We start from the raw sequence: 22462 nt of genomic DNA, 5'->3' as shown, positions 1-22462 counted from the left end.
GCGGCGCCGTTGCGCGTTAATCGGGCGCGCGGCATACGCCTTGTGTACGCTGTCCGTACATCCGCTATACGCAGGTCCGACACCCGCGGTACGCGCGCTGCACGATCCGTGTACGGGCGCCGCACATCCGCGGTACGTCCGGTGTACGCTTCGTGTACGCCCAGTGTACGCATCCGCCGCATTGCGGTGCCCGTCGCGACGCCCCATCTTGGCGGCATGATCAAGGTTCTCCCGATCCTCCTCGCGATCCTCTACGCGATCGCCATGTACCGCTTCTCCGTCTGGCGCACCGCCAAGGAGCTCGACGGAAAGTCCACCGAGCTTGCCGACGGGCGCCTCAAGGCGCTGACCGACAAGATGGCCCAGGCGCTCGATCTCGACCGCATCAAGGTGCATATCTATGAGATCGACCCCGTGAACGGCCTCGCCGCGCCCGACGGGCGCATCTTCATAACCCGCGGTTTCTACAACAGATATCGCGCCGGGGAGGTTTCGGCGGAAGAGCTTTCCTCGGTCATCGCGCATGAACTCGGCCACGTGGCCTTGGGTCATTCGCGCCGCAGGATGATCGACTTCTCCGGCCAGAACGCGCTGCGGACCGCGCTCATGCTGGTCCTCGGGCGCATCATTCCGGGCGTGGGCGCGATCCTCGCCAACGCCCTCACCTCCCTCCTCGCCGCGCGCCTCTCCCGCGGGGACGAGTACGAGGCCGATGAATACGCCTCCGCCCTCCTCCTCAAGGCCGGGATCGGCACATCGCCGCAGAAGTCCTTGTTTCATAAGCTGGAAAAGCTGACCGGCGGCAAGGGAAACGCCCCCGCCTGGCTTCTCAGCCACCCCGCCACCGCCGACCGCATCGCCGCCATCGAGGCCAACGAGCGCAAGTGGCTCGGCTCCTGATCATCGCCCGACGAGCTTGGCAAGCCGCGGCAAACGCGCCCGCTTGAGAAGGCCCCTCAGCTCGATCCGCTCGCCGGAAAGCCGCTCCGCTTCCGCGTGAACGCGCTCGATCACACGCCGGATCCCCGCCTCCTCCCCGGGCCAGGCCTGGCGGAGAAGCTGGTCGGGATCGACCCGCACGATTCCTTCCTCCGACAGGGCTGCCTTCGGAAAATCCCTTGCGTTGAAGGTACATAGGAGGTCCGCCGACCCGGCGATAGCGGCGGCCAGGACATGCACGTCGTCGGGATCGGGCAGGCTCAACCGGTCCAGATCGCCCGCCCGCGGTACCACCTCCGCCGCCGGCCATTCGCTGCGAAGCCGCGCGATCTCGCCGCGTGCGACGTCCTCCGCGCCCGGCCCGAGCTTCACCGTCGCCCGCGCCCATTCCTCGAGGATCCGCGCCGACCACAGGGGCGCATAGAGCCCCTCGCCCGCGCATCCCACCAATATCTCCCGCAAGACAGTCGGATAGAGGACGCAGGCGTCGAAACAGACCCTCATAGCCGGAAGAAGAGCGCCTTGAGATAGCCTGACTCCGCGAGTTGCGGGAGTTGCGGATGGTCCGGCCCGGCAAAGCCTGTATGGATCAGCCGACCCCGCCGCCCCCCGCGTCCGATGCCGCGGGCGGAAGCGGCAAGAAAGGCCTGCAGATCAACCGCATGGGAGCAGGAACAGAGGCAGAGATACCCGCCCTCCTCGACCAGCGGCGCGGCCAGTCGCGCGATCCGCTCATAGGCGCGAAGACCGGCCTCCCGTGCCTGTTTCGACGGTGCGAAAGCGGGCGGGTCGCAGATCACGAGCCCGAACCGCTCCCCCTCCGCTCCAAGGGCCGCGAGGGCGTCGAACGCGTCGCCCTTCCGCGTCCCGAAGCGCTCCGCCATGCCGCCCAGCGCGGCGCCTTCCCGCGCCAGACCGAGCGCCGCCTCCGACCCGTCGACCGAAAGCGCCGACGCCGCCCCGCCGGCGAGCGCCGCCAACGCGAACCCGCCCACATGCGAGAACACGTCGAGAACCGAACGCCCCTGCGCGAGCCGCGCTGCGAAGGCGTGGTTCTCCCGCTGGTCGAAGAAGAGCCCGGTCTTCTGCCCCGAGACGAGATCGGCCATGTAGACCGCGCCGTTCATCGGCACCGCCACCGGCCCCTCGATCGTTCCGCTCAGGACAAGGCTCTCGTCGTCGAGCCCTTCGAGCCCCCGCGCGCGTCCGCTCGCGTTCTTTATCAGGGACTTGGCCCCCGTCACCGCCATCAGCGCATCGGCGATCGGCTCCAGAAGCCGCTCCGTCCAGGCGGCATTGGGCTGAACCACCAGCACGTCGCCGAAGCGGTCGACGACCAGTCCGGGCAGCCCGTCCGCCTCCGCATGAACGAGCCGGTAGAAGGGCGCGTCGTAGAGCATTTCGCGATGGTCAAGCGCCGCGCGGAACCGCAGCTGCAGCCAATCCGCGTCGATCCGCGCTCCGGGATCGCGGTCGAGCATCCGTACCGCGATCTTGGAGCCGGGATTGAGCGTTGCCACCCCCGTCGCCTGCCGTTCCGCATCTTCGAGGACCACGAGACTGCCCGGCTCCATCCGGGAGGTTCGCCGATCGAGCACGACTTCGTTGGAATAGACCCACGGGAATCCGTGACGGATCGCACGCGCATTCGCCTTCGGCCGCAATCTGACGGTGGGATAAGGTTCGCTCATGCGATCCCGCATAGGCCGATGCCCCCGGATTGAAAAGCCGCCGCTCTCTGGTAGCGCTATCCGGCGCGTGCTACATGGTGTTGGACGCCCGAATGACGGAGGATGCGTGATGCCCCTCAATGCGACAATCGCCGAGGTCACGGAACGGATCGTGGCCCGCAGCCGCGAAACCCGCGGCCCCTATCTCGACCGCATGGCCCGCGCCGCGGACGAGGGCCCGAAACGCGCGCACCTGACCTGCGGCAACCAGGCCCACGCCTATGCGGCGATGGGCGAGGACCAGGAGGCGCTCGCGACCTCGCGCCAGCCCAATCTCGGGATCATCACGGCCTATAACGACATGCTCTCGGCCCATCAGCCGTTCGAGCGGTTCCCCGGGCTCATCCGGGATGCGGCGCGGAAGGCCGGCGCCACGGCGCAGGTGGCGGGCGGCGTGCCCGCCATGTGCGACGGCGTCACGCAGGGCCAGGTGGGTATGGAGCTCTCGCTCTTCTCCCGCGACGTGATCGCGCTCGCGGCGGGCGTGGGCCTGTCGCACAACACCTACGACGCGGCCCTCTATCTCGGGGTCTGCGACAAGATCGTGCCGGGCCTCGTCATCGCCGCGGCGACCTTCGGCTACATCCCGGCCGTCTTCCTGCCCGCGGGGCCGATGACGAGCGGATTGCCGAACGACGAAAAATCCGCGATCCGCCAGCGCTTCGCCGCCGGGGAGATCGGGCGGGATGAGCTCATGAAGGCGGAGATGGCCTCCTATCACGGGCCCGGAACCTGTACCTTCTACGGCACCGCCAACACCAATCAGATGCTGATGGAGTTCATGGGACTGCACCTGCCCGGCGCCTCCTTCGTCAATCCCAACACGCCGCTTCGCGACGCGCTCACCATCGCGGGCGCCACGCGTGCGACGGAGATCACCGCGATGGGCAACGAGTACCGCCCCGCGAGCCAGGTCCTCGACGAGAAGGCTTTCGTCAACGGCATTGTGGGGCTGATGGCCACAGGCGGGTCGACGAACCTCATCATCCACCTCCCCGCAATGGCGCGGGCCGCGGGGATCCAGCTCGATCTGGAGGATTTCTCCGACATCTCGTCGGTCACGCCGCAGATGGCCAAGGTCTATCCCAACGGGCTCGCCGACGTGAACCATTTCCACGCCGCGGGCGGCCTTAGCTACATGATCGGGGAGCTTTTGGAGAACGGCCTTCTCCACGACGACACGCTTACCGTCGCGGGCGAGGGCCTGCACGACTACACAAAGGAGCCGGTACTAGAGAACGGTGAAGTCGTCTGGCGGGAAAGCGATGGGAAATCGCACAACGACAAAATCCTGCGCCCCGTCTCCGACCCGTTCAAGGCCACCGGCGGGCTCGCGGATCTCAACGGCAATCTCGGCCGCGGGGTGATGAAGGTCTCCGCCGTGAAGCCGGAACATCATGTCATCGAGGCGCCCTGCCGCATCTTCCACGACCAGGCCGACGTCAAGAAGGCCGCCCAGAACAAGGAGATCACGGAGGATACCGTCGTCGTCGTCCGCTTCCAGGGGCCGCGTGCCAACGGGATGCCGGAGCTGCATTCGCTGACGCCGGTGCTCGCGAACCTCCTCGACAAGGGGCTGAAGGTCGCGCTCATGACCGACGGGCGCATGTCGGGGGCGTCGGGCAAGGTACCCGCCGCGATCCATGTCTGCCCCGAAGCCGCCGATGGCGGGCCGATCTCCCGGCTCAGGGACGGCGACATCGTCCGCATCGATGCCCAGGCCGGCACAATCGAGGCCGTGGGCGTCGATCTCGACACGCGGGAGCCCGCTTCCGCCGACCTGTCCGACAACGGCCATGGCGTCGGACGGGAGCTCTTCGAGGTTTTCCGCCGGAATGTCGGCCTCGCCACCCACGGGGCGGGCGTCGTCGTCTGACCTCCCCCAAAAGATCGAAGGATTGCCCATGACGCCACAGGACGCCTCCCGCCGTGCCGAGGAGATCTGCCGCCTCGCCCCGGTCATCCCGGTTCTCGTCGTCTCCGATCCCGCCACCGCGCGCCCGCTCGCCGAAGCGCTCGTCGCAGGCGGGCTCACCGCGCTCGAAGTCACGCTGAGAACGCCCGCCGCGCTCGAGGTGATCGCGGAGATGGCGAAGGTCGAGGGCGGCACGGTCGGTGCGGGGACGCTCCTCACGCCCGAGGACGTGACGAAAGCCGTCGAGGCCGGCGCGAAGTTCGGTGTTTGCCCGGGCGCGACGGACCGCCTGATGAGCGCTGCGGAGGATGCCGATCTGCCGATGCTGCCCGGCACCGCGACGGCGACGGAGGCGATGGTGCTCCTCGAACGGGGCTACACGGTCCAGAAGTTCTTCCCGGCCGAAGCATCGGGCGGCGCGCCCGCGCTGAAGGCCATCGGCGCACCGTTGCCGCAGATCCGCTTCTGCCCTACCGGCGGGGTGAACCTGAAGAACGCGCCCGATTATCTGGGCCTTGCGAACACCCTCTGCGTCGGCGGCTCCTGGGTCGCGCCGGGCGATCTCGTCGCGGCCGGCGATTGGGAGGGGATCACCAGGCTCGCGCGCGAGGCCGCCGCGCTGCCGGTCAGCTGAACCGACCCGCGCTTCCCCCGCGGCGCCCGCGCCTCGGGGGGGCGGCAAGTGCTTCTTTCAGCACTTCGACCATGGGATGGCCGGGCGGGGCGGCCGCGTGACGCGACAGGAGCACGGAGACGCCGTCTTCCGGCCGCATCTCCGGTCCGAGCGAGAGAACCCAATCGAGGAAGATGGATCGGCAATCGGCCTTGGTCAGGCCCTCCATCGCGAAGGCCTCCGCAATGACGCCGTTCGGGTCGTAAGTATCACGTCCTGCCATCGCGTGCCTCCTTCGCTTCGATGTTAATCCCCGTCCCGATCGGGAGAGAGGACGCGGACGACGCAATCGGATGCGCGCGCGGCATGCGCCTGCAGTTCGGCGCATAAGTCGTCCAGCGAGCCGCATCCCGTGTCCCGCAGAACGAAGGCTTCCCCCGTCGCTCCGAGGTCCTCGGGGCGGAACGTATCGGTTCCGAGCAGGCGCGCACCGGCGCGGAACCGGGCGAGGAAGTTGTGTGCGGCCCCAAGCGCCGCCGCATCCTCCGCGCTCGCATGTCCCGCAGCCGCCCCCGCCGCGATCTGGTCCGGAACGCGTGTGGACAGGCAATTCGACATGAGCCCGAGGGCGGTCGCGACGAGCTCGATATCCTGCAATCGCCCGGGGCCGGACTTCGCATCCCAGAGATCGCCGGGCCGGGCGCGCAGAAGCCGCTCGCGCATCGAGGAGGTCTCGCGGCGCACCGCATCGTTGTCCCTTCGTTGTTCGAGGACCGCGCGCCGCACTTCCGCGACATGCGCGCAAAGCGCGTCCGGGCCTGCGAGCGGACGGCCTCGCGTGAGCGCCAGATGCTCCCAGTTCCAGGCTTCCTCCCGCTGGTAGCGGTCGAATGCGGACAAGGCCGTCGCTACCGGGCCCTGCCGACCCGAGGGCCGCAGGCGCATGTCGACCTCGTAGAGGCGACCCTCCGACATCGGGGCCGAGAGCGCCGTCACGAGCGCCTGCGTGAGCCGCGCATAATAGGTGCGCGCCGCGAGCGGACGGGGTCCATCGGATTGCTCGACCCCTTCGGCGTCGTAGATGACGATGAGGTCGAGGTCGGACTTGGCCGTGAGCCGCCCAGCGCCGACGGATCCCATCCCGAGCACCATCGCCCCCGCGCCGGGAGGGATCCCGTGTTTTTCCGCGAACCCGTCGATCACGACCGGCCAGAGCGCGGTGATCGTCGCCGCGGCCAGATCGGCATAGTGCCGCCCTGCCTCGCCTGCATCGATCAGGCCGCGGAGATGATGCACCCCGATCCGGAAATGCCAGTCCCGCGCCCAGGCTCGCGCGGTATCAAGGCGGCTTTCGTAATCCCGCCGGCCCGCCATCCGGTTCGCCAGTTCCGCCGCGAGCGCCGTCTCCCCCGGCCAGTCGGCGAAGAACGACCCGCCGATCACCGCGTCGAGCACGGCGGAGTTCTGGCTCAGATATTGCGCGAGTTCCGCACTCGTCCCGGCGATGTCGGCGATGAGTTCGATCAGCGCGGGGTGCGCCTCGAAGAGGGAGAAGAGTTGCACGCCGGCGGGAAGCCCCCTCAGGAATCCGTCGAAATGCGCCAGCGCCCGATCGCCCCCCGGCCCGCTGAGAAGGTGCCGCAGCACGCGTGGGCGGATCCGGTCGAAGATGTCGAGCGCGCGTTCGGAGCGGAGTGCGGGGTAATGGCGCCATCGCGCCACCATTTCCGCCTGGGCTTCGCTGAGGTCGGGCCCGGCCTCGCGCGGCGGTGCGTCGGGCGAGAAGAAATCCTCGGTCAGCGCGGAGACACGCTCGAGCCGCTCGAGCATCTCCTTTCCGAGGGGTTCGGGATCGCGGTCCATCATCGCCGCAATCCGCGCGAAGCCCTGGCGGTCGTTCGGCAGCGCGTGGGTCTGCTGATCGGCGACCATCTGCACCCGGTGTTCGACCTCGCGATGGGCGCGGTAATCGGCGGCGAGCGTCGCGGAGACGTCGTCTCCGATCCATCCCGCCTGCGCGAGCGCCGAGAGCCCTTCCACCGTTCCCCGAACGCGGAGAGATGGATCGCGGCCGCCGGCAATGATCTGCCGGGTCTGGGTGAAGAACTCGATTTCCCGGATACCGCCCCGCCCGAGCTTCATGTCGTGGCCGTCGAGGGTGATCGGACCGTGCAGCCCTTTCTGGTCGCGGATCCGGAGCCGCATGTCATGCGCATCCTGGATCGCGGCATAATCGAGATGCCGACGCCAGATGAACGGCCTCAGCCGGTCGAGATACCGGTTCCCGGCCTCAAGATCTCCAGCGGCGGGGCGGGCCTTGATGTGCGCGGCACGCTCCCAGGTCCGTCCCAGCGATTCGTAGTACCGCTCCGCCCCCTCCATGGTGAGGATCACGGGCGTGACGGACGGATCGGGACGCAGCCGCAGATCGGTGCGGAAGACGTAACCCTCCGCACTGGTCTCCGAAAGGAGCGCGCAGGCTTTCTGCGTCGCCCGCACGAGCGCCCGGCGCGCCTCCATGTAGAGATCACGTCCGTAGCGGGATTCGTCGAAGAGGCAGATGAGATCGATATCGGAGGAGTAATTGAGTTCGAACGCGCCCATCTTGCCCATCGCGAGAACCACGGCCCCACCCGCCTCGGCAATATCCTCCTCACCCTGCCCGGGCAGGCGCCCGCGCCGGATCTCGACCGCCACCTGCGAGAGGAACGCGCGTTCGAGGGCCAGGTCGGCAAACCGCGTCAGGGCTCCGGTCGTCGCCTCGAGATCGGCGACCCCCGCGAGGTCGAGCAGCGCCGTCCAGAGCGCGACACGTCGCTTGCCGACACGCAGGGCAATCTTCAGATCGGCATCGTCCGCGTCTTTGACGGCGGCGAGGATCCCGGCCAGCACGTCATCCGGGTCGGTCGAGAGCGCTCCGCGAAGCCATTCGGCCTCCCTCTCCATCAGACCCTTCAGATAAGGGCTGCATCCGCCAGTGCCCGAAAGGAGCGCACGGACCTCGCCGGGCTGATCCGAGAAGAGCGTGCCGATCTCCTCCGCGCGGTCGCGTTCGAAGGGGTTTGGTACGCGGATGATGCGGCTTGCGAGTGTCATGGCTCGTGCCTACCGCGACGCGGCATGACGGGTCCAGCCCGAGCCCGCCCGCGCGGGATCAGTGGAGTTTCAGGGCCGGCCGCGTGACCTTGTTCACCTCGTGGGAAAAGATGTGGACGAGCCCCCGCCGCCAGCCATGCACCGAGATGATGTGGAGACGGTAGAGCGACATGTAGGCGAACCGCGCCACCCGCCCTTCGATCGCCATCCGCCCGCCGACGAGATTGCCCATCAACGATCCCATCGCGGTGAACCGGCTGAGCGAGACGAGGGCGCCGCGGTCGCGGTAGACGAAGGGCGTGAGCGGCTCTCCCCGCTGGGCACGATGAAGCTGCGCGACCATGTGGTCGCCCATCTGCTGGGCCGATTGCGCCCGGGGCGGAACGGGCGGCTCCCCGTCCTCGAGGACGCAGTGGCAGCAATCGCCGATGGCGAAGATCCGCGGGTCGGCCGGCGTGCGGAGGGTCGGTTCGACCACGATGCGTCCCTGGTCCGAAAGCTCCAGATCGCTCATCTCCGACAGCGCGTGGTCGCCGCGCACGCCCGTGGCCCAGAGCAGGAGCTTCGCCTCGATCGCACGGCCGTCCTGCATCTCGACCCTCCCGGGCGTGACCTTCGTCACCATCGTATCCGTCCGAACCTCGACCCCGAGCGCCCGGAGCTGATCCTCCACCTTCTCCGACACGTCCTCGGGCAAGGCCGGGACGAGCCGCGGCCCGGCCTCGAGCAGCGTCACCTTCACGGCACTGTCGTCGAAGACCTCGAGTCCATAGGAGCGCAGGGCCTTCGCGGAGGACACAAGTTCGGCCGAAAGCTCCACGCCCGTCGCTCCCCCGCCGACGATGCAGATTGGCAAAGTGGCGGTGGAATCGTCGTGCTGGCGTGTCTCGTTGAGCCGCAGGCAGGCATTGAGCAGCCGACGGCGGAACCGGTCGGCCTGTCGGCGGCTTTCGAGGAACATTGCATGCTCGCGCACGCCCTCGATCCCGAAATCGTTGGAAACGCCCCCGAGGGCGAGGACGAGCCAATCGTACCGGATTTCGTGGCGGTCGACGACGACCTCTCCATCCTCGTCGATCAACGGGGAGGTGACGACCATCTGGCGTTCCCGGTCGATCCGTTCGAGCGAGCCGTTGAAGAAGCGGTAGTTCCAGCGCGCCGCGTGACCGCCATACCCGACCTCATCGGCATTCGCGTCGAGCGCACCGGCCGCGACCTCGTGGAGGAGCGGCTTCCAGACGTGGGTCCGGTTCTTTTCGATCAGGATGATGTCGTGGGTATCGCGCGAATAGCGCGCGCCGAGCTTGCGCACGAGACCGAGGCCCGCGGCCCCGCCCCCGACGACGACAATCTGGGTCTTGCGCCGCTTCGCCATGCCGTTCTCCGATCAGACCGCCCAGCGCCCTCAAGGATCGGCGCACCGTTCCATCCTCGCGCCTGATGCGTGCAAGACAAGACAAAAGGTGGCGGTCGAGGCGCGCGGAATGTCGCTGCAAACCGTCGACCGAATTAGGACCTGAAATGTGAAGGATATTCACATGGGGGTCTTGCAGGACGGGCCCTGCATTCGCATCTAGAAGATGTGAAAGGCATTCACATCATCATTGGAGAAACGCCCGTGACAAGCTTCGCCGATATTCCCGCTTCTCGACCCGGTCCCATCGCACGGACCGAGGCCTGGCTCGACGCTCGCGGCAAACCCGCCTGGCTCGCGCTGATGGTCGTGGGCTTTATCCTGTTCTGGCCGGTGGGGCTGGCCGTCCTCGGCTACATGCTCTGGACGCGCAAGCTCACGGGCGACGGTCCGGCCCTTGGCCGCGGAAGTTTCATGTCCCGCCGATCGACCGGCAATGCCGCGTTCGACGCCTATCGCGCCGACACGCTGCATCGGCTCGAGGAAGAGCAGCAGGCATTCGAAAGCTTCCTCAAGCGCCTGCGCGAAGCCAAGGACAAGGCGGAATTCGACCAATTCATGGCCGACCGTGACCGGTCCGGCGGTTCCGAAATGCGTTCGAATACCTAAGTAACAAAAATCCCGAGCTTGCCCCGTCGACGGGGCAGGCATGCTTTTCGATTCGGAGACGTCATGTACGCAACCGGCCTTCCCGATCCCGCGATCCACGGCACGCTTTACGACGACGTGCCGACCAAAAGGTTCCTGGCCTGGATCGTCGACGTGATCGTCATCGCGCTCATCTCGCTGGCGCTGACGCCGCTCACGGCTTTCACCGCCATCTTGTACTTCCCGCTCTTCTACGTCTGCGTGGGGTTCGCCTATCGAACCGCGACGCTGGCGCGCGGCTCGGCGACCTGGGGCATGCGCCTTTGCTCGATCGAGCTTCGCGATCTCGACGGCGAGCGATTCGATCTCTGGAGCGCGTTCCTGCACACTGCGGGCTATACCGCCTCCGTCGCGATGTTTCCGCTGCAGCTCGTCTCCGGCGTCCTGATGGTCGCCACGCCGCGTGGACAGGGGCTCACCGATCACGTCATGGGATCGGCGGCGATCAACCGCACCGCGTCGTAACCATCCGTGCAGGCGAGGGCTTGGCGCAAACGGGGCAGCGCGCTAGGCTTCGCCGCAAAACTGCCGGATTTCCATGAGACACACGCTCCCAATTGCGCCGCAATTCTATGTCACGGCCCCGCAGCCCTGTCCGTATCTCGACGGTCGGGTCGAGCGGAAGCTGTTCACGGCATTGCAAGGCGACGAGGCACAGATCCTCAACGACACGCTCTCGAAGCAGGGCTTCCGGCGGAGCCAGAACGTGCTCTACCGGCCGAGTTGCGCCGAATGTTCCGCCTGCCTCTCCGCACGGATTCGCGTTGCGGATTTCCAGCCGACGAAGACGCAGCGCCGGATCCAGAAGCGGAACGCCCATCTGATCCGCAGCGCCAACGCGCCGTGGGCGACGGAGGAGCAGTTCGCGCTCTTCCGCACGTATCTCGACAGCCGTCACGCCGATGGCGGCATGGCCGACATGGATATCTTCGAATTCGCGGCGATGATCGAGGAAACCCCGATCCGCAGTCGCGTCGTGGAATATGCCCGCCCGGATTCCGACGGCGGGCCGGCCGCGCTTGCTGCCGTCTGCCTCACCGATCTTCTCGATGACGGGCTCAGCATGGTTTATTCCTTCTACGAACCCACGCTTCGTGCCGACAGCCTCGGGACCTATGCGATCCTCGACCACGTGGAGATCGCTCGGGAGGCGGGACTGCCCTATGTCTATCTCGGCTACTGGGTGCCCGGTTCTGCCAAGATGGGATACAAGGCCAATTTCGATGCGCTCGAGATTTTCCGCGACCGCCGCTGGGAGCCCTTGGGGGACCCCTCGGCCTACGAAGAGGCGACGCGTCCGACCTCGACCGACCCGATCGCCGAGCAGGTGGCGCGGATCACCCTGCCCGACGGCCGCGCGCGGCGATAGGCCGCCGCCTCAGTTCGGGAACAGATCGGGCACGATCGTCACGACACCGGGGAACAGCCACAGCAGCCCCAGCCCCACCGCCTGGATCGCAACGAAGGGCACCACGCCGCGATAGATGTGCCGCGTGGTGATCTCGGCCGGGGCGACGCCACGCAGGTAGAAGAGCGCGAAGCCGAAGGGCGGGGTCAGGAACGAGGTCTGCAGGTTCACCGCGATCATGATCGTCACCCATTTCGGATCCAGCGTCCCGCCGTAGATGACCGGACCCACGATCGGGATGACGATGTAGATGATCTCCAGGAAATCGAGAACGAAGCCGAGCACGAAGAGGACGAGCATGACGATGAGAAAGACGGTCAGCTCGTCGTCGAAGGATTGCAGGAAGCTCTGGATGTAGTGCTCGCCGCCGAAGGAGATCACGACGAGGTTGAGGAGTTGCGAGCCGATGAGGATCGTGAAGACCATCGAGGTGACCTTCGCCGTCTCCCGCACGATGGGCGTGAGCACCCCGCCCGCGTAGAGAACCCAGCAGGCATAGAGCAGGCCGAAGATCGCGTAGAGATAGGCGAGCTGTGCCACGCCATAGGCGATCACCTGCTCCGCATTGGTCTCGCCCACGCCCACGCGGAGGTCGAAATTGATCCCGACGAGCAGCATCAGACCGATGGCGAGCGTCGTGCCGAGGATCACGCGCCCCGACCGCCCCTCGTCGCGAAGCCTGCGCCAGGCGGCGAGGAGTATCGCGCCACCCGCGCCGAGCGCCGCGGCGGGCGTCGGATTGGTGATCCCCCCGAGGATCGATCCCAGCACCGCGACGATGAGGACGAGGGGCGGGAAGACGACCCGCACGAGGTCGTTCCGTGCGAGCATCCCGGCCGCATCCCTGAGCCCGTAGCAGACCAGCAGGATCGACGGGAGAAGGATCAGGAAGGTCACGCCGGGGCTGGTCGTGGGCGAGACGAGGAGGATGTCCGCCACGAGCGCGAGCACGCAACCGAGCGCGCCCGCGGCAAGACCGCGATGCCGGTCGGTCGGAGCGACCCCGCGGGCAGCCGACAGGATCAAACCGGCGAGCAGGACGGCGACGCCGATCCCCAGCCCGATCGGCGCCCGGCTGGCGATGCGATCTGCCACCGCCTCCGCGCGGGCCGCGTCGTCGAGGCGTACGCTCTGCGCGCCGCCGCCCGTTCCCGTGATCGCGGCCTGCTCCGCCACGGCACGGTCCCAGGCGGCCTGGCCGTGCAGATCGATCATCGCCGCCTGGCACTGCTCGGAGACATTGGTGCGGAGCGATGCGCCGGAGGGTGCGTCGGTAAATCCGCTTACCGCGATCGATTGCGATCCGGCGACGCCTACGGCGTTGAGCGCGACGAGCCCCAAGACGAGCGCGAGCGGAACGCCGAGAAACCAGGTGAGTGCCTCGCCCCGCGTGACGGGCTCGGCCGCGATCTGTCCGCCGGCGACCGGCGGGGCCTTATGCGGCTTCAGCATCGCGTAGAAGAACGCATAGGCGGCATAGAGGAGCGCCAGAAGGATGCCCGGCAGGAGCGCCGCCTGAAAGAGCGTGCCGACCGACACGACGGCCGCCTGGCCGAGGAAGGTCAGTGCGTCGGGGCAACCTAGCCCCTGTGCCCTGGCCTCCTGCGCGGTGGAGTAGAGATCGCCCGCGAGCGTGCCCAGAAGCACGATGACGATGGAGGGCGGAATGATCTGCCCCAGCGTGCCCGACGCCGCGATGACGCCCGTGGCGAGCTCCGGAGAGTATTTCGCCCGCATCATCGTCGGCAGCGACAGGAGCCCCATCGTCACCACGGTTGCGCCGACGATCCCGGTCGAGGCGGCGAGGAAGGCGCCCACGACGACGACGGACACGGCAAGCCCCCCGGGCAGCGGGCCGAAGATCCGCGCCATCGTCGTAAGAAGGTCGTCGGCGATCCGCGACCGCTCCAACGTGATCCCCATCAGGACGAACATCAGGACGGCGAGGAGGGTCTCGATCGACTGCCCGGCGAGTACGCGCTCGTTGATGCGATTGACGATGAAGCTGACATTGCGGTCGAAGGCGAGTTCCCAGCCGCCGGGGAAGATCGGCTCCGCAAGGATCGGCAGGTCGGGATAGCGGAAGCGCGAGATCGTCTGAGCCGGGACTCCATCCGCGACGAGGGCCCGATAGGCGTCGCTGGCGGGATCGACCGCCTCGCGGACCAGCAGCCCACCCGCATCGAGCGTCGCGATGATCGCGAAGCTGAGGAGCGCCGCGCCGCCGATCGCGAAGGCCACGGGGAAACCCGACAGGATCGCGCCGAAAAGGCAGAGGAAAACGATGATGAGGCCGATCTCGACCCCGTCCAATCCGAAGAACATGTCTGTTACTCCTACCGGGCTTCCGCCGGAGCTGCCGCGTCCCGGTCGAGATATCGTCCCTCCGATCCCTCTCCCTCGAGCCATTCGAGGAGCGCGCGGTAGAAGACCGCGACCGCCTGCAGGAACAGCATCGCGGCCAGGACGAGGAGCAGAACCTTGAAGAGGAAGTAGGCGTTGAAGCCGTTGGGCGAGAACCCGACCGTCTCGACGTTCCAGCGCAGCACGCTGGCCTTGCGCTCGAGCATCTCGAGAGTGTCGGTGGCCGAGACCTTCGGCGTCACCAGATGGCGCCACATGAAGAACCAGCCGTAAAACCAGATCACGACCGCCACCGGCATCATGAAGAGAACCGCGCCCACCATGTCGACGATCCGCTTCGCGCGAAACGAGGCCGGGGCGTAGAGAAGGTCAACGCGCACATGCCCGCCCTGGACGAAAGTCCAGGCGCAGCAGAGCGCGACGATGGCGGCATTGTAGAGCTTCAGCTCTTCCGACCACCAGCTCACGTCGAAGCGGACGAGCGTGCCGAACCCGAATCCCAGCTCCGACGCCGCGAAGACACGCTGCGCGAAGACGATGACGATCTGCTGCAGGATCATCAGAAGACCGGCCCAGGCGATGACGCGTCCCACGGTATTGGCGAAGCCCTCGAGCCCGCGCACCGCGCCCCAGAGGATCGGGCGATGCCAGAAACCCACACCGGTGAGGAGGATCAGGGCCGTGAAGACGACGAAGAAGAAGTCCTGGGAGGCGCCGTAATGGATGAACCGCATGAGTGCGACGGGATCGGACCAATCGAGCCAGGAGGCAGGATGCCAGAGCGCGCGGGCCGCATCGACGAACGCGCCCGAAATCCCGGCCGCAATCCAGATGATCCCGTCGAGCATCGCCGATCCCCCATCGCCCGCCCCCCCGGCCCGGCCGTATCTCGGCTCCGGGACGTGGAAGACGGCGCGGTCATATCGCCGGAAGCCAGAGGCTTCCAGATCAATTCGCCCCTGATCGCGCCATCAGCCGAGAGAGGGCTCCCGGCGCACGGCGACGGCTCCGCAAGCCTCTCCCGCGGGCGGTGCCGGCTTCTCCCCAAGCCAACCGGAGCCTCCCACGGATCAAGTCCCGGTCAGAAGCCCTTCCCGCTCGCCACGCTGCGGAACCGTCATCGGCACCGACGTCGTCCGATCCTCCTGAACCGGACCGACGGTGTTCGCTTACATCTGCAGGATACGATCCCGCTGTCTTGAATAGGCCTGCTCCGACATCTCGATCCACTGCGCGGAGGACGCCATCGAGGTCTGGTAGCTGTCGAAGATCTTCTTGTAGAGCGGATCGCCCATGTACTCCTGGTACACTTCCTGCGAGGCCGCGCCGAGGGCATCCCAGACCGGATCGGGGAAGGTCAGCGTCCGAACGCCAGCCTGCTGCAGACGCCCGAGCGCCGCGGCGTTGTTCGCGACGAAAAGCGCGAGCGTCCAGCTGTTGGCGGCGGCGGAGACCTGCTCGATCACCTGCTGATGCGCGGGCGACAGCTCCTCGAATACCGTCCGGTTGGTGGCAAGGCTGATCCCCGGACCGGGCTCTCCCGCGCTCGCGGTGTAATAGAACTTCGTGATTTCCTGGAAGCCCGCGGCCTCGTCGGCCCAGGGCCCGATCCAGTCGACCGCGTCGAGCGCACCGGAGCTCAGCGCTTGGTAGACTTCGGCGCCGGGAATGTTCTGCACCGAGGCGCCGAGCTTGGCGAAGACCTCGCCGCTCTGTCCCGGGGCCCGCATCCGGAGACCCTGGAAATCCTCCGGACCGTTGATCTCCTTCTGGAACCAGCCGCCCGCCTGCGCGCCGGTATTGCCCGCGAGGAAGGACTTGAGCCCGAAGATCTGGCCGAGCTCGTCGTGGAGACCCTGCCCCCCGCGATGGTAATACCAGTTATGGAGTTCCTGAGACGTCATGCCGAACGGGAGCGAGGTGAAGAACTGGTAGGCCGGATGCTGCCCGGTGAAGTAGTAGTCCGCCGCATGGTACATGTCGGCCTGTCCGGCCGTCACCGCGTCGAACACCTCGAATGCGCCGACAAGCTCGCCCGCGGCCTTCAGATCGACCGTCAACGCGCCGTCGGTGAGGGCCGTGATCTTGTCCGCACAGTACTGCGCGCTGTCGTGGACACCCGCGAGGCCCCGCCCCCAGGTCGTCACGAGCGTGAGCGTCCGGTTCCCTTGCGCATAGGCCGGTGCGGCAAGCCCGGAAGCGGCCGCGGCCGACCCGCCCAGAGCGGAATTCCTTAGAAACGTCCTGCGATCCATCTATCGCTCCCTTCCCGCCTGTGTATTCGGCGGCATACATCGAATCAAGTTGTTCGCAAGGTGCCCGAAATTTGGGAATCAGACAAGAAATCGGTCTGCGAGGCGGTCATTCGGCGCAAACGCAGCCTGAGCCCAGGCCGTGAGGCATCGTCGATATAGGGTAGCAGCCGAGAAAGCGGACGCAGGCTACGTTCAAATTATTTCAAGATACCCGCAATCTAAGTAATTAAATTTCTTCTATGATCCCCTCCGTGACATCTTTTGTGCCTTTTGATGGTTGACCATGTGCGACACGCTGACTAATGGTCCTCGGGAAGGAGATCGACGATGCCCCATATTCTCGTAGGACCTATCTGAGGGCGCTGGGATCGTTCATACGATCCGGGATCGATTTTCCCACGCGCCCCCGCCTCAAAACGGGGGCTTTTTCATGCGCCATCGACGGACGACGGCGCGGATGACGGAGACGGATGAGATGACAAAGCCGATGACGGGCGCGAAGATGGTGGTTCAGGCGCTGAAGGATCAGGGCGTGGACGTCGTATTCGGCTATCCGGGCGGCGCGGTCCTCCCGATCTACGACGAAATCTTCCAGCAGGAAGACATCCGGCACATCCTGGTGCGCCACGAGCAGGCCGCCGTCCACGCCGCGGAAGGGTATGCACGGTCGTCCGGCAAGGTCGGCGTCGCGCTGGTCACGTCCGGCCCGGGTGCGACGAATGCGGTCACGGGGCTGACCGACGCTTTAATGGATTCGATCCCGATCGTCGTCCTTTCCGGGCAGGTTCCGACCTTCCTCATCGGCAACGACGCGTTCCAGGAAGCCGATACCGTCGGCATCACCCGGCCCTGCACCAAGCACAACTGGCTCGTGAAGGAGCCCGATCGGCTATCGGGTACGATTCACGAGGCGTTCCACGTCGCGCGGTCGGGTCGTCCCGGCCCCGTTCTCGTCGACATCCCGAAGGACGTCCAGTTCGCGACCGGAAAGTACATCGGTCGGGAGCCCGCGAAGCGCAACAGCCGCTACACCCCTCAGGTCAAGGGCGATCCCGAGATGATCGCGGAACTCGCCGGCGCGATCGCCACGGCGAAACGGCCGGTCATCTATTCGGGCGGCGGCGTGATCAATTCGGGGCCGGCCGCCTCGCAATTGCTGCGCGAGCTGGTGGCGGAGACGAACTTTCCGGTCACGTCCACGCTGATGGGTCTCGGCGCCTATCCGGCCTCCGGGGCGAACTGGCTCGGTATGCTGGGGATGCACGGCCTCTACGAGGCCAATCTCGCGATGCATGGCTGCGACCTGCTCATCAATATCGGTGCGCGGTTCGATGACCGCATCACCGGCAGGACGCAGGATTTCTCCCCCCATTCGCGGAAAGCGCATATCGATATCGATGCCTCCTCGATCAACAAGGTGATCCATGTCGACATCCCGATCCTCGGGGATGTCGCCCATGTGCTCGAGGATCTGTTGCGGGTCTGGAAATCGCAGGGCCGGCGGACAGATGCCGCGGCGCTTAAGAAATGGTGGGCGCAGATCGAGGAATGGCGTGCCGTCGACTGCCTTAAGTTCGACCCGTCGTCGAAGACGATCAAGCCGCAACACGCGCTGTCGCGGCTGGAGGCGCTGACGAAGGACCACGACCGCTACATCACGACCGAAGTGGGCCAGCACCAGATGTGGGCCGCACAATATCTCGGTTTCGAGGCCCCCAACCGATGGATGACCTCTGGCGGCCTCGGAACGATGGGCTATGGCCATCCCGCCTCGATCGGCGTGCAGATCGCGCATCCGGACGCGCTCGTCATCAATGTCGCGGGCGAGGCCTCGTGGCTCATGAACATGCAGGAGATGGGAACGGCGGTGCAGTACAGGCTGCCCGTCAAGCAGTTCATCCTCAACAACGAGCGTCTCGGCATGGTGCGCCAGTGGCAGGAGCTCCTGCACGGCGAGCGCTATTCGCATTCCTGGTCGGAGGCGCTGCCCGACTTCGTGAAGCTCGCGGAGGCGTTCGGGGCGAAGGGGATCCAATGCACCGATCCCGACGATCTCGATGACGCGATCCGCGAGATGATCGAGCATCCCGGCCCCGTCCTCTTCGATTGTCTGGTGGAGAAGCACGAGAATTGCTTCCCAATGATTCCGTCCGGAGAACCGCACAACAAGATGCTGCTCGCCAATGCGCGGACGCAGGGCCAGATCACCGCGCCGGGCGCGGTCCTGGTGTGACCGGCTCGGGTCTAGAGATCGTCGCGGGTCATCAGGATGGTGATCCCGACGGCTTCGGCGTCGTGGAAGATATCGGGCTTCGCGACGCTGACCTCGACGGAATCCACGCGCGTATCTTCGAGAACGCGCCGGCCGGCGATCTCGGCGAGCGTCTCGATGAGGTCTATATGCTCGCCGGACGATGCGATCTCTCGAAGATGTTCGACCGCGGGGGCGTAGGAATAGTACGCCCCGGAACGGCGGATCGCGGAGCTGACCCGTATGAGCAGGGAAACCTGCACCGGCTGACGCCATTCGCGTTCGAACGGTTCGACACCGATCGACATGGCCAAGCGCAGGTTCTTCACGAAGATCTCGTCCATCACCGTCCCCCCGTGTCGCGGCCTCCTAGCAGGCAGGCTGATCCGTCACAATGGCACAGGCCGCGCTGACCTCCGACCCCGGCGACGTACGTTCGCGCCTGGGTTTGATCGACCGCGATCGCCGCGATCCGGTTCGTCGTTCGGGATCTCGCCATCGTGCCCCGGGAATGGAAACGCACGTCACCCGCGACGACGGGATGAACGCTTGAAAGGAATACGGAAATGAATGCCTTGAAGATCAAGAGGGGAACGTCCCGCCATTCGGCCTATGACCTGCGCGACCCAAATTCGCAGGTGATCGAGCGTCATACGCTCGCCGTCATCGTCGACAACGAAGCCGGCGTCCTCGCGCGGGTGATCGGGCTCTTTTCCGGCCGCGGATACAACATTGAAAGTCTCACGGTGGCGGAGATCGATCATACCGGCCATACCAGCCGCATTACCATCGTCACGAGCGGCACGGCCGCGGTGATCGAGCAGATCAAAGCACAGCTTGGGCGCATCGTTCCGGTTCACGAGGTCCACGACCTCACCGTGGAAGGTGCATCGGTCGAGAGAGAACTCGCACTCTTCAAGGTGCGCGGAGAGGGAGAAAAGCGGGTGGAAGCTTTGCGCCTTGCCGACATCTTCCGAGCGAACGTGGTCGACTCGACGCTTGCGAGCTTCACTTTCGAGATCACCGGCACGCCGGAGAAGATCGATGCCTTTGCCGAACTCATGCGGCCGCTCGGCCTCGTCGAGGTAGCCCGCACCGGTGTCGCCGCCCTCGCCCGTGGATCGGAGTAAGAACGACGAGCCCTCCGTCCGGAGTGACCAATCGCGCGGCGCTCTTTGAGAGCTGCGCGGCGTTGTCCTAGAGGCAGTTCGTAGCTCCGGTTCCGAAACCAACTGCGCGGCGATCCTGGACGGCCAGAACCTTGATTTGCCAGGCGAGCGGCTCCGAAGTCTACGCTACCTACACACCCGACAAAATTGCGCCGAGCTAGGAACACTCGGATCGACAGGCAGGCGGCATTTGCAGATTGCGCACGTCAAAAGCGAATCGATCACATCGATTTGCGCACGAGATTACTCATGGAGATAGTACTACACGCCAAGGGATACGTCCGTGAGCGCTAGGACGATTTATTCACGCCGAACTCAAGATCCGACGGACGCTGTGCTTTTCGCTTTCAGACCGTGTGAAACCGGTCGGTGGATGCCGCGGGCTACAATCGAACGCTTCTCCGCGGCGGTGATGGCTGGCATAAGAAAGTTGTTCCGTGAGCAACGGCTTGGTCCGTTGGAACTCTCGGCCCGCTGCAACATTCTGCAGGCCGGAGTCGAGGCCCGGGTCACCGGAGGTCGTAGTGTCGGCGAATTACGCCGACCGGCGGCCACGTCATAGAGGGTACGCGCGTTCCACATCCCCATCTGGTCTAAGCGGCCCCAAAGAAAAGCGGTGCGATCGCAAGATCGCACCGCTTCTTCATTTCGACAACAGTAGTCCGAAGATGAGAAGGGCGTCGGTTTCCCGATGCCCTCGACCATCGTCCCGCTTTTAGCCGCGTGCGGCCTTCGCGACCTCGGCCGCGAAATCTTCCTTCTCGACCGTGATCCCCTCACCGACTTCCATCCGTACGAAGCCGGTGATCTCGATCCCCGCGCGGGCGGCGGCATCGGCGACGGTCACATCGGGATCGATGACATAGGCCTGGTTCACGAGCGTGATCTCGCTCAGGAACTTTCGCATCCGGCCTTCGATCATCTTCTCGATGACCTGCTCCGGCTTGCCGCTCTCCCGCGCAATGTCCATCTGGATCTGCTTTTCCTTCTCGACGATCGCGGGGTCGAGTTCCGCCTCGTTGAGCGCGGCGGGCTTGGCCGCGGCAATATGCATCGCGATCTGCCGCGCCGTCGCCGCATCGTCGCCCGTGAAGGCGACAAGCACGCCGATCTTACCCATTCCGTCGGTCACGGCGTTGTGGGTATAGGCGGTCACAGAGGCACCCTCGAGACGCTCCATACGGCGCAGGGTCATGTTCTCGCCGATCTTTGCGATCGCGTCGGTGATCCTCTCCTTGACGTGCTTGCCGCCCATGTCGGTCTCGTTAAGCTCGGCCACGTTCTGCGCCGAAAGCGCCACCGTCGCGACATCGCCCACAAGACCCTGGAATTCGGCGTTCTTGGCGACGAAGTCGGTCTCGGAATTGATCTCTACGGCAACACCGGTGCTACCGTCGACCTTGACGGCCACAAGGCCTTCGGCGGCGGTCCGGTCGGCCTTCTTCGCGGCCTTTGCCAGGCCCTTGGTGCGCAGCCAGTCGACCGCGGCCTCCATGTCGCCGTTCGATTCGGTCAGCGCCTTCTTGGCGTCCATCATCCCAGCGCCGGTGGATTCGCGCAATTGTTTCACTTCTGCAGCGGTGATCGCCATCTCGGGGCTCTCCTCATCTCGTCATGTCGCAGGGGCCGGCGGTGCGATGCACCACCGGCCGGGAACGGGCAACGCCGGGGCGTTACTCCTTGTTCTCGAGCTCGTAGGGCGCGTCCTTGGCGACGGCGTCGTTCGCGACCGCCTCGTCGGAGACTTCGACCGTCTCCTCCGCATTGGCGGGGGTCTCGACGATCTCTTCCTCGTGAAGCTCTTCCATCGCACCCATGTCGACACCCGCGGCGCCGAGCTGCGCGGACATCCCGTCGAGGGCCGCACGGCTCACCAGATCGCAGTAAAGCGCGATCGCACGGGCCGCGTCGTCGTTGCCGGGAATGATGTAGTCGACGCCGTCGGGCGAGCAATTGGTGTCGACGACGGCCACGACCGGGATCCCGAGCTTCTTCGCCTCGGCGATCGCCAGATCCTCCTTGTTCACGTCGATGACGAAGAGGAGGTCGGGCACGCCGCCCATGTCGCGGATGCCGCCGAGCGACGCGTTGAGCTTCGCCTGGTCCCGCTCCATCGACAGACGCTCGCGCTTGGTCAGGCCCTCGGCGCCTTCGGCCATGCGCTCGTCGATCTCCTTGAGGCGGTTGATCGACTGCGACACGGTCTTCCAGTTGGTCAGCGTGCCGCCGAGCCAGCGGTGGTTCATGTAGTATTGCGCGCAGCGCTCCGCGGCATCGGCGATGGGCTTTTGCGCCTGGCGCTTGGTGCCCACGAAGAGGATGCGGCCGTTCTTCGCCACGGTGTCGCGGATGACCTGCAGCGCCTGATCGAGAAGCGGCACCGTCTGCGTCAGGTCGACGATGTGGATGCCGTTGCGGTCGCCGTAGATGTACTCGCCCATGCGGGGATTCCACCGCTGGGTCTGGTGACCGAAGTGAACGCCCGCTTCGAGCAGCTGACGCAGAGAGAACTCGGGAAGAGCCATGATGCCGTCCTTGTTTCCGGTTTCAATCCTCGGCGAAGCGTCTCGATCCGGTATCTCTCCGGACCAACCGGCGGACCTGACGGGGATGTCTCCCCCGTAGGCCCTCGCCTCACCTGTGAAGTGCGGCTGCCGTTA

Annotated in this window: 19 protein-coding genes; 8 read left to right on the top strand and 11 right to left on the bottom strand. The window is 66.0% G+C overall.

Going from position 1 to position 22462, the window contains the following annotated elements; translation table 11 throughout:
• The first annotated feature begins 216 nt into the window (after positions 1-216).
• On the top strand, positions 217-900 hold the full coding sequence (locus tag LX81_RS05725) for a M48 family metallopeptidase (RefSeq protein WP_111536324.1): 684 nt from the start codon (positions 217-219) through the stop codon (positions 898-900).
• On the opposite strand, the gene LX81_RS05720 is transcribed toward LX81_RS05725, so the two are convergent.
• Positions 901-1443: an RSP_2648 family PIN domain-containing protein gene (locus LX81_RS05720; RefSeq protein WP_111536323.1), complete on the bottom strand. Its 543-nt coding sequence runs from the start codon at positions 1441-1443 to the stop codon at positions 901-903.
• Complete coding sequence (locus LX81_RS05715) at positions 1440-2630, bottom strand: RSP_2647 family RNA methyltransferase (protein ID WP_111536322.1); 1191 nt, start codon at positions 2628-2630, stop codon at positions 1440-1442. Before LX81_RS05715 ends, LX81_RS05720 begins: the two co-directional genes overlap by 4 nt.
• A 109-nt stretch (positions 2631-2739) precedes the next feature.
• Between LX81_RS05715 and edd the strand changes: the two genes are divergently transcribed.
• Positions 2740-4545 (top strand): phosphogluconate dehydratase, encoded by a 1806-nt coding sequence (gene edd, locus LX81_RS05710; protein WP_111536321.1) that lies wholly within the window; start codon positions 2740-2742, stop codon positions 4543-4545.
• Positions 4546-4573: 28 nt separating this feature from the next.
• Positions 4574-5218, top strand: a complete 645-nt coding sequence (gene eda, locus LX81_RS05705) for a bifunctional 4-hydroxy-2-oxoglutarate aldolase/2-dehydro-3-deoxy-phosphogluconate aldolase (RefSeq protein ID WP_211322710.1) — start codon at positions 4574-4576, stop codon at positions 5216-5218.
• Here eda and LX81_RS05700 read toward each other — a convergent pair.
• Genes LX81_RS05700 through LX81_RS05690 form a run of 3 tightly spaced genes read right to left on the bottom strand, consistent with a single transcriptional unit; the run spans position 5211 to position 9668 of the window.
• Complete coding sequence (locus LX81_RS05700; RefSeq protein ID WP_111536320.1) at positions 5211-5480, bottom strand: hypothetical protein; 270 nt, start codon at positions 5478-5480, stop codon at positions 5211-5213. The two genes, eda and LX81_RS05700, sit on opposite strands and share 8 nt — an antisense overlap.
• A 23-nt stretch (positions 5481-5503) precedes the next feature.
• Entirely contained in the window at positions 5504-8293 is a 2790-nt protein-coding gene (locus tag LX81_RS05695; protein ID WP_111536319.1) for a [protein-PII] uridylyltransferase family protein, read from the bottom strand.
• Between the two features lie 58 nt (positions 8294-8351).
• Positions 8352-9668 carry an NAD(P)/FAD-dependent oxidoreductase gene (locus tag LX81_RS05690; protein ID WP_111536318.1) on the bottom strand — a complete coding sequence of 439 codons (1317 nt, stop codon included), beginning with the start codon at positions 9666-9668 and terminating at the stop codon, positions 8352-8354.
• Positions 9669-9911: 243 nt separating this feature from the next.
• On the opposite strand from LX81_RS05690, the gene LX81_RS05685 reads away from it, so the two are divergent.
• The 3 genes from LX81_RS05685 (at position 9912) to LX81_RS05675 (ending at position 11724) form a co-directional block, all read left to right on the top strand.
• Positions 9912-10316 (top strand): DUF2852 domain-containing protein, encoded by a 405-nt coding sequence (locus LX81_RS05685; RefSeq protein ID WP_111536317.1) that lies wholly within the window; start codon positions 9912-9914, stop codon positions 10314-10316.
• A 63-nt stretch (positions 10317-10379) separates the two neighbouring features.
• Positions 10380-10820 (top strand): RDD family protein, encoded by a 441-nt coding sequence (locus tag LX81_RS05680; protein ID WP_111536316.1) that lies wholly within the window; start codon positions 10380-10382, stop codon positions 10818-10820.
• Between the two features lie 73 nt (positions 10821-10893).
• On the top strand, positions 10894-11724 hold the full coding sequence (locus tag LX81_RS05675) for an arginyltransferase (RefSeq protein ID WP_111536315.1): 831 nt from the start codon (positions 10894-10896) through the stop codon (positions 11722-11724).
• A 9-nt stretch (positions 11725-11733) separates the two neighbouring features.
• On the opposite strand, the gene LX81_RS05670 is transcribed toward LX81_RS05675, so the two are convergent.
• The 3 genes from LX81_RS05670 to LX81_RS05660 all read right to left on the bottom strand — a co-directional run bounded on the left by LX81_RS05670 (position 11734) and on the right by LX81_RS05660 (position 16382).
• Positions 11734-14088, bottom strand: coding sequence for a TRAP transporter large permease subunit (locus tag LX81_RS05670; protein ID WP_111536314.1), 2355 nt, complete (start codon positions 14086-14088; stop codon positions 11734-11736).
• A gap of 11 nt (positions 14089-14099) precedes the next feature.
• On the bottom strand, positions 14100-14975 hold the full coding sequence (locus tag LX81_RS05665) for a TRAP transporter small permease subunit (RefSeq protein WP_111536313.1): 876 nt from the start codon (positions 14973-14975) through the stop codon (positions 14100-14102).
• Positions 14976-15296: 321 nt separating this feature from the next.
• Entirely contained in the window at positions 15297-16382 is a 1086-nt protein-coding gene (locus tag LX81_RS05660) for a TRAP transporter substrate-binding protein (RefSeq protein WP_111536312.1), read from the bottom strand.
• A gap of 475 nt (positions 16383-16857) precedes the next feature.
• Between LX81_RS05660 and LX81_RS05655 the strand changes: the two genes are divergently transcribed.
• Positions 16858-18615 carry an acetolactate synthase 3 large subunit gene (locus LX81_RS05655; RefSeq protein WP_111536392.1) on the top strand — a complete coding sequence of 586 codons (1758 nt, stop codon included), beginning with the start codon at positions 16858-16860 and terminating at the stop codon, positions 18613-18615.
• Positions 18616-18626: 11 nt separating this feature from the next.
• On the opposite strand, the gene LX81_RS05650 is transcribed toward LX81_RS05655, so the two are convergent.
• Positions 18627-18977, bottom strand: coding sequence for a dihydroneopterin aldolase (locus tag LX81_RS05650; RefSeq protein WP_111536311.1), 351 nt, complete (start codon positions 18975-18977; stop codon positions 18627-18629).
• A 222-nt stretch (positions 18978-19199) separates the two neighbouring features.
• On the opposite strand from LX81_RS05650, the gene ilvN reads away from it, so the two are divergent.
• Positions 19200-19763, top strand: a complete 564-nt coding sequence (gene ilvN, locus LX81_RS05645) for an acetolactate synthase small subunit (protein WP_111536310.1) — start codon at positions 19200-19202, stop codon at positions 19761-19763.
• 754 nt (positions 19764-20517) lie between these two features.
• Here the strand turns inward: ilvN and tsf are convergent.
• Together tsf and rpsB are read right to left on the bottom strand one after the other, a co-directional pair.
• A complete protein-coding gene (tsf, locus tag LX81_RS05640; protein WP_111536309.1) occupies positions 20518-21393 on the bottom strand; it encodes a translation elongation factor Ts in 876 nt (291 codons plus the stop codon).
• An 82-nt stretch (positions 21394-21475) separates the two neighbouring features.
• Positions 21476-22327: a 30S ribosomal protein S2 gene (gene rpsB / locus LX81_RS05635; RefSeq protein WP_111536308.1), complete on the bottom strand. Its 852-nt coding sequence runs from the start codon at positions 22325-22327 to the stop codon at positions 21476-21478.
• Positions 22328-22462: the final 135 nt, after the last annotated feature.

Origin of the sequence: Palleronia aestuarii, assembly GCF_003253995.1 — a bacterium.
GTDB lineage: Bacteria > Pseudomonadota > Alphaproteobacteria > Rhodobacterales > Rhodobacteraceae > Palleronia > Palleronia aestuarii.
The sequence above is the reverse complement of the archived record's forward strand: the minus strand, read 5'-3'. Positions and strand labels throughout refer to the sequence as shown.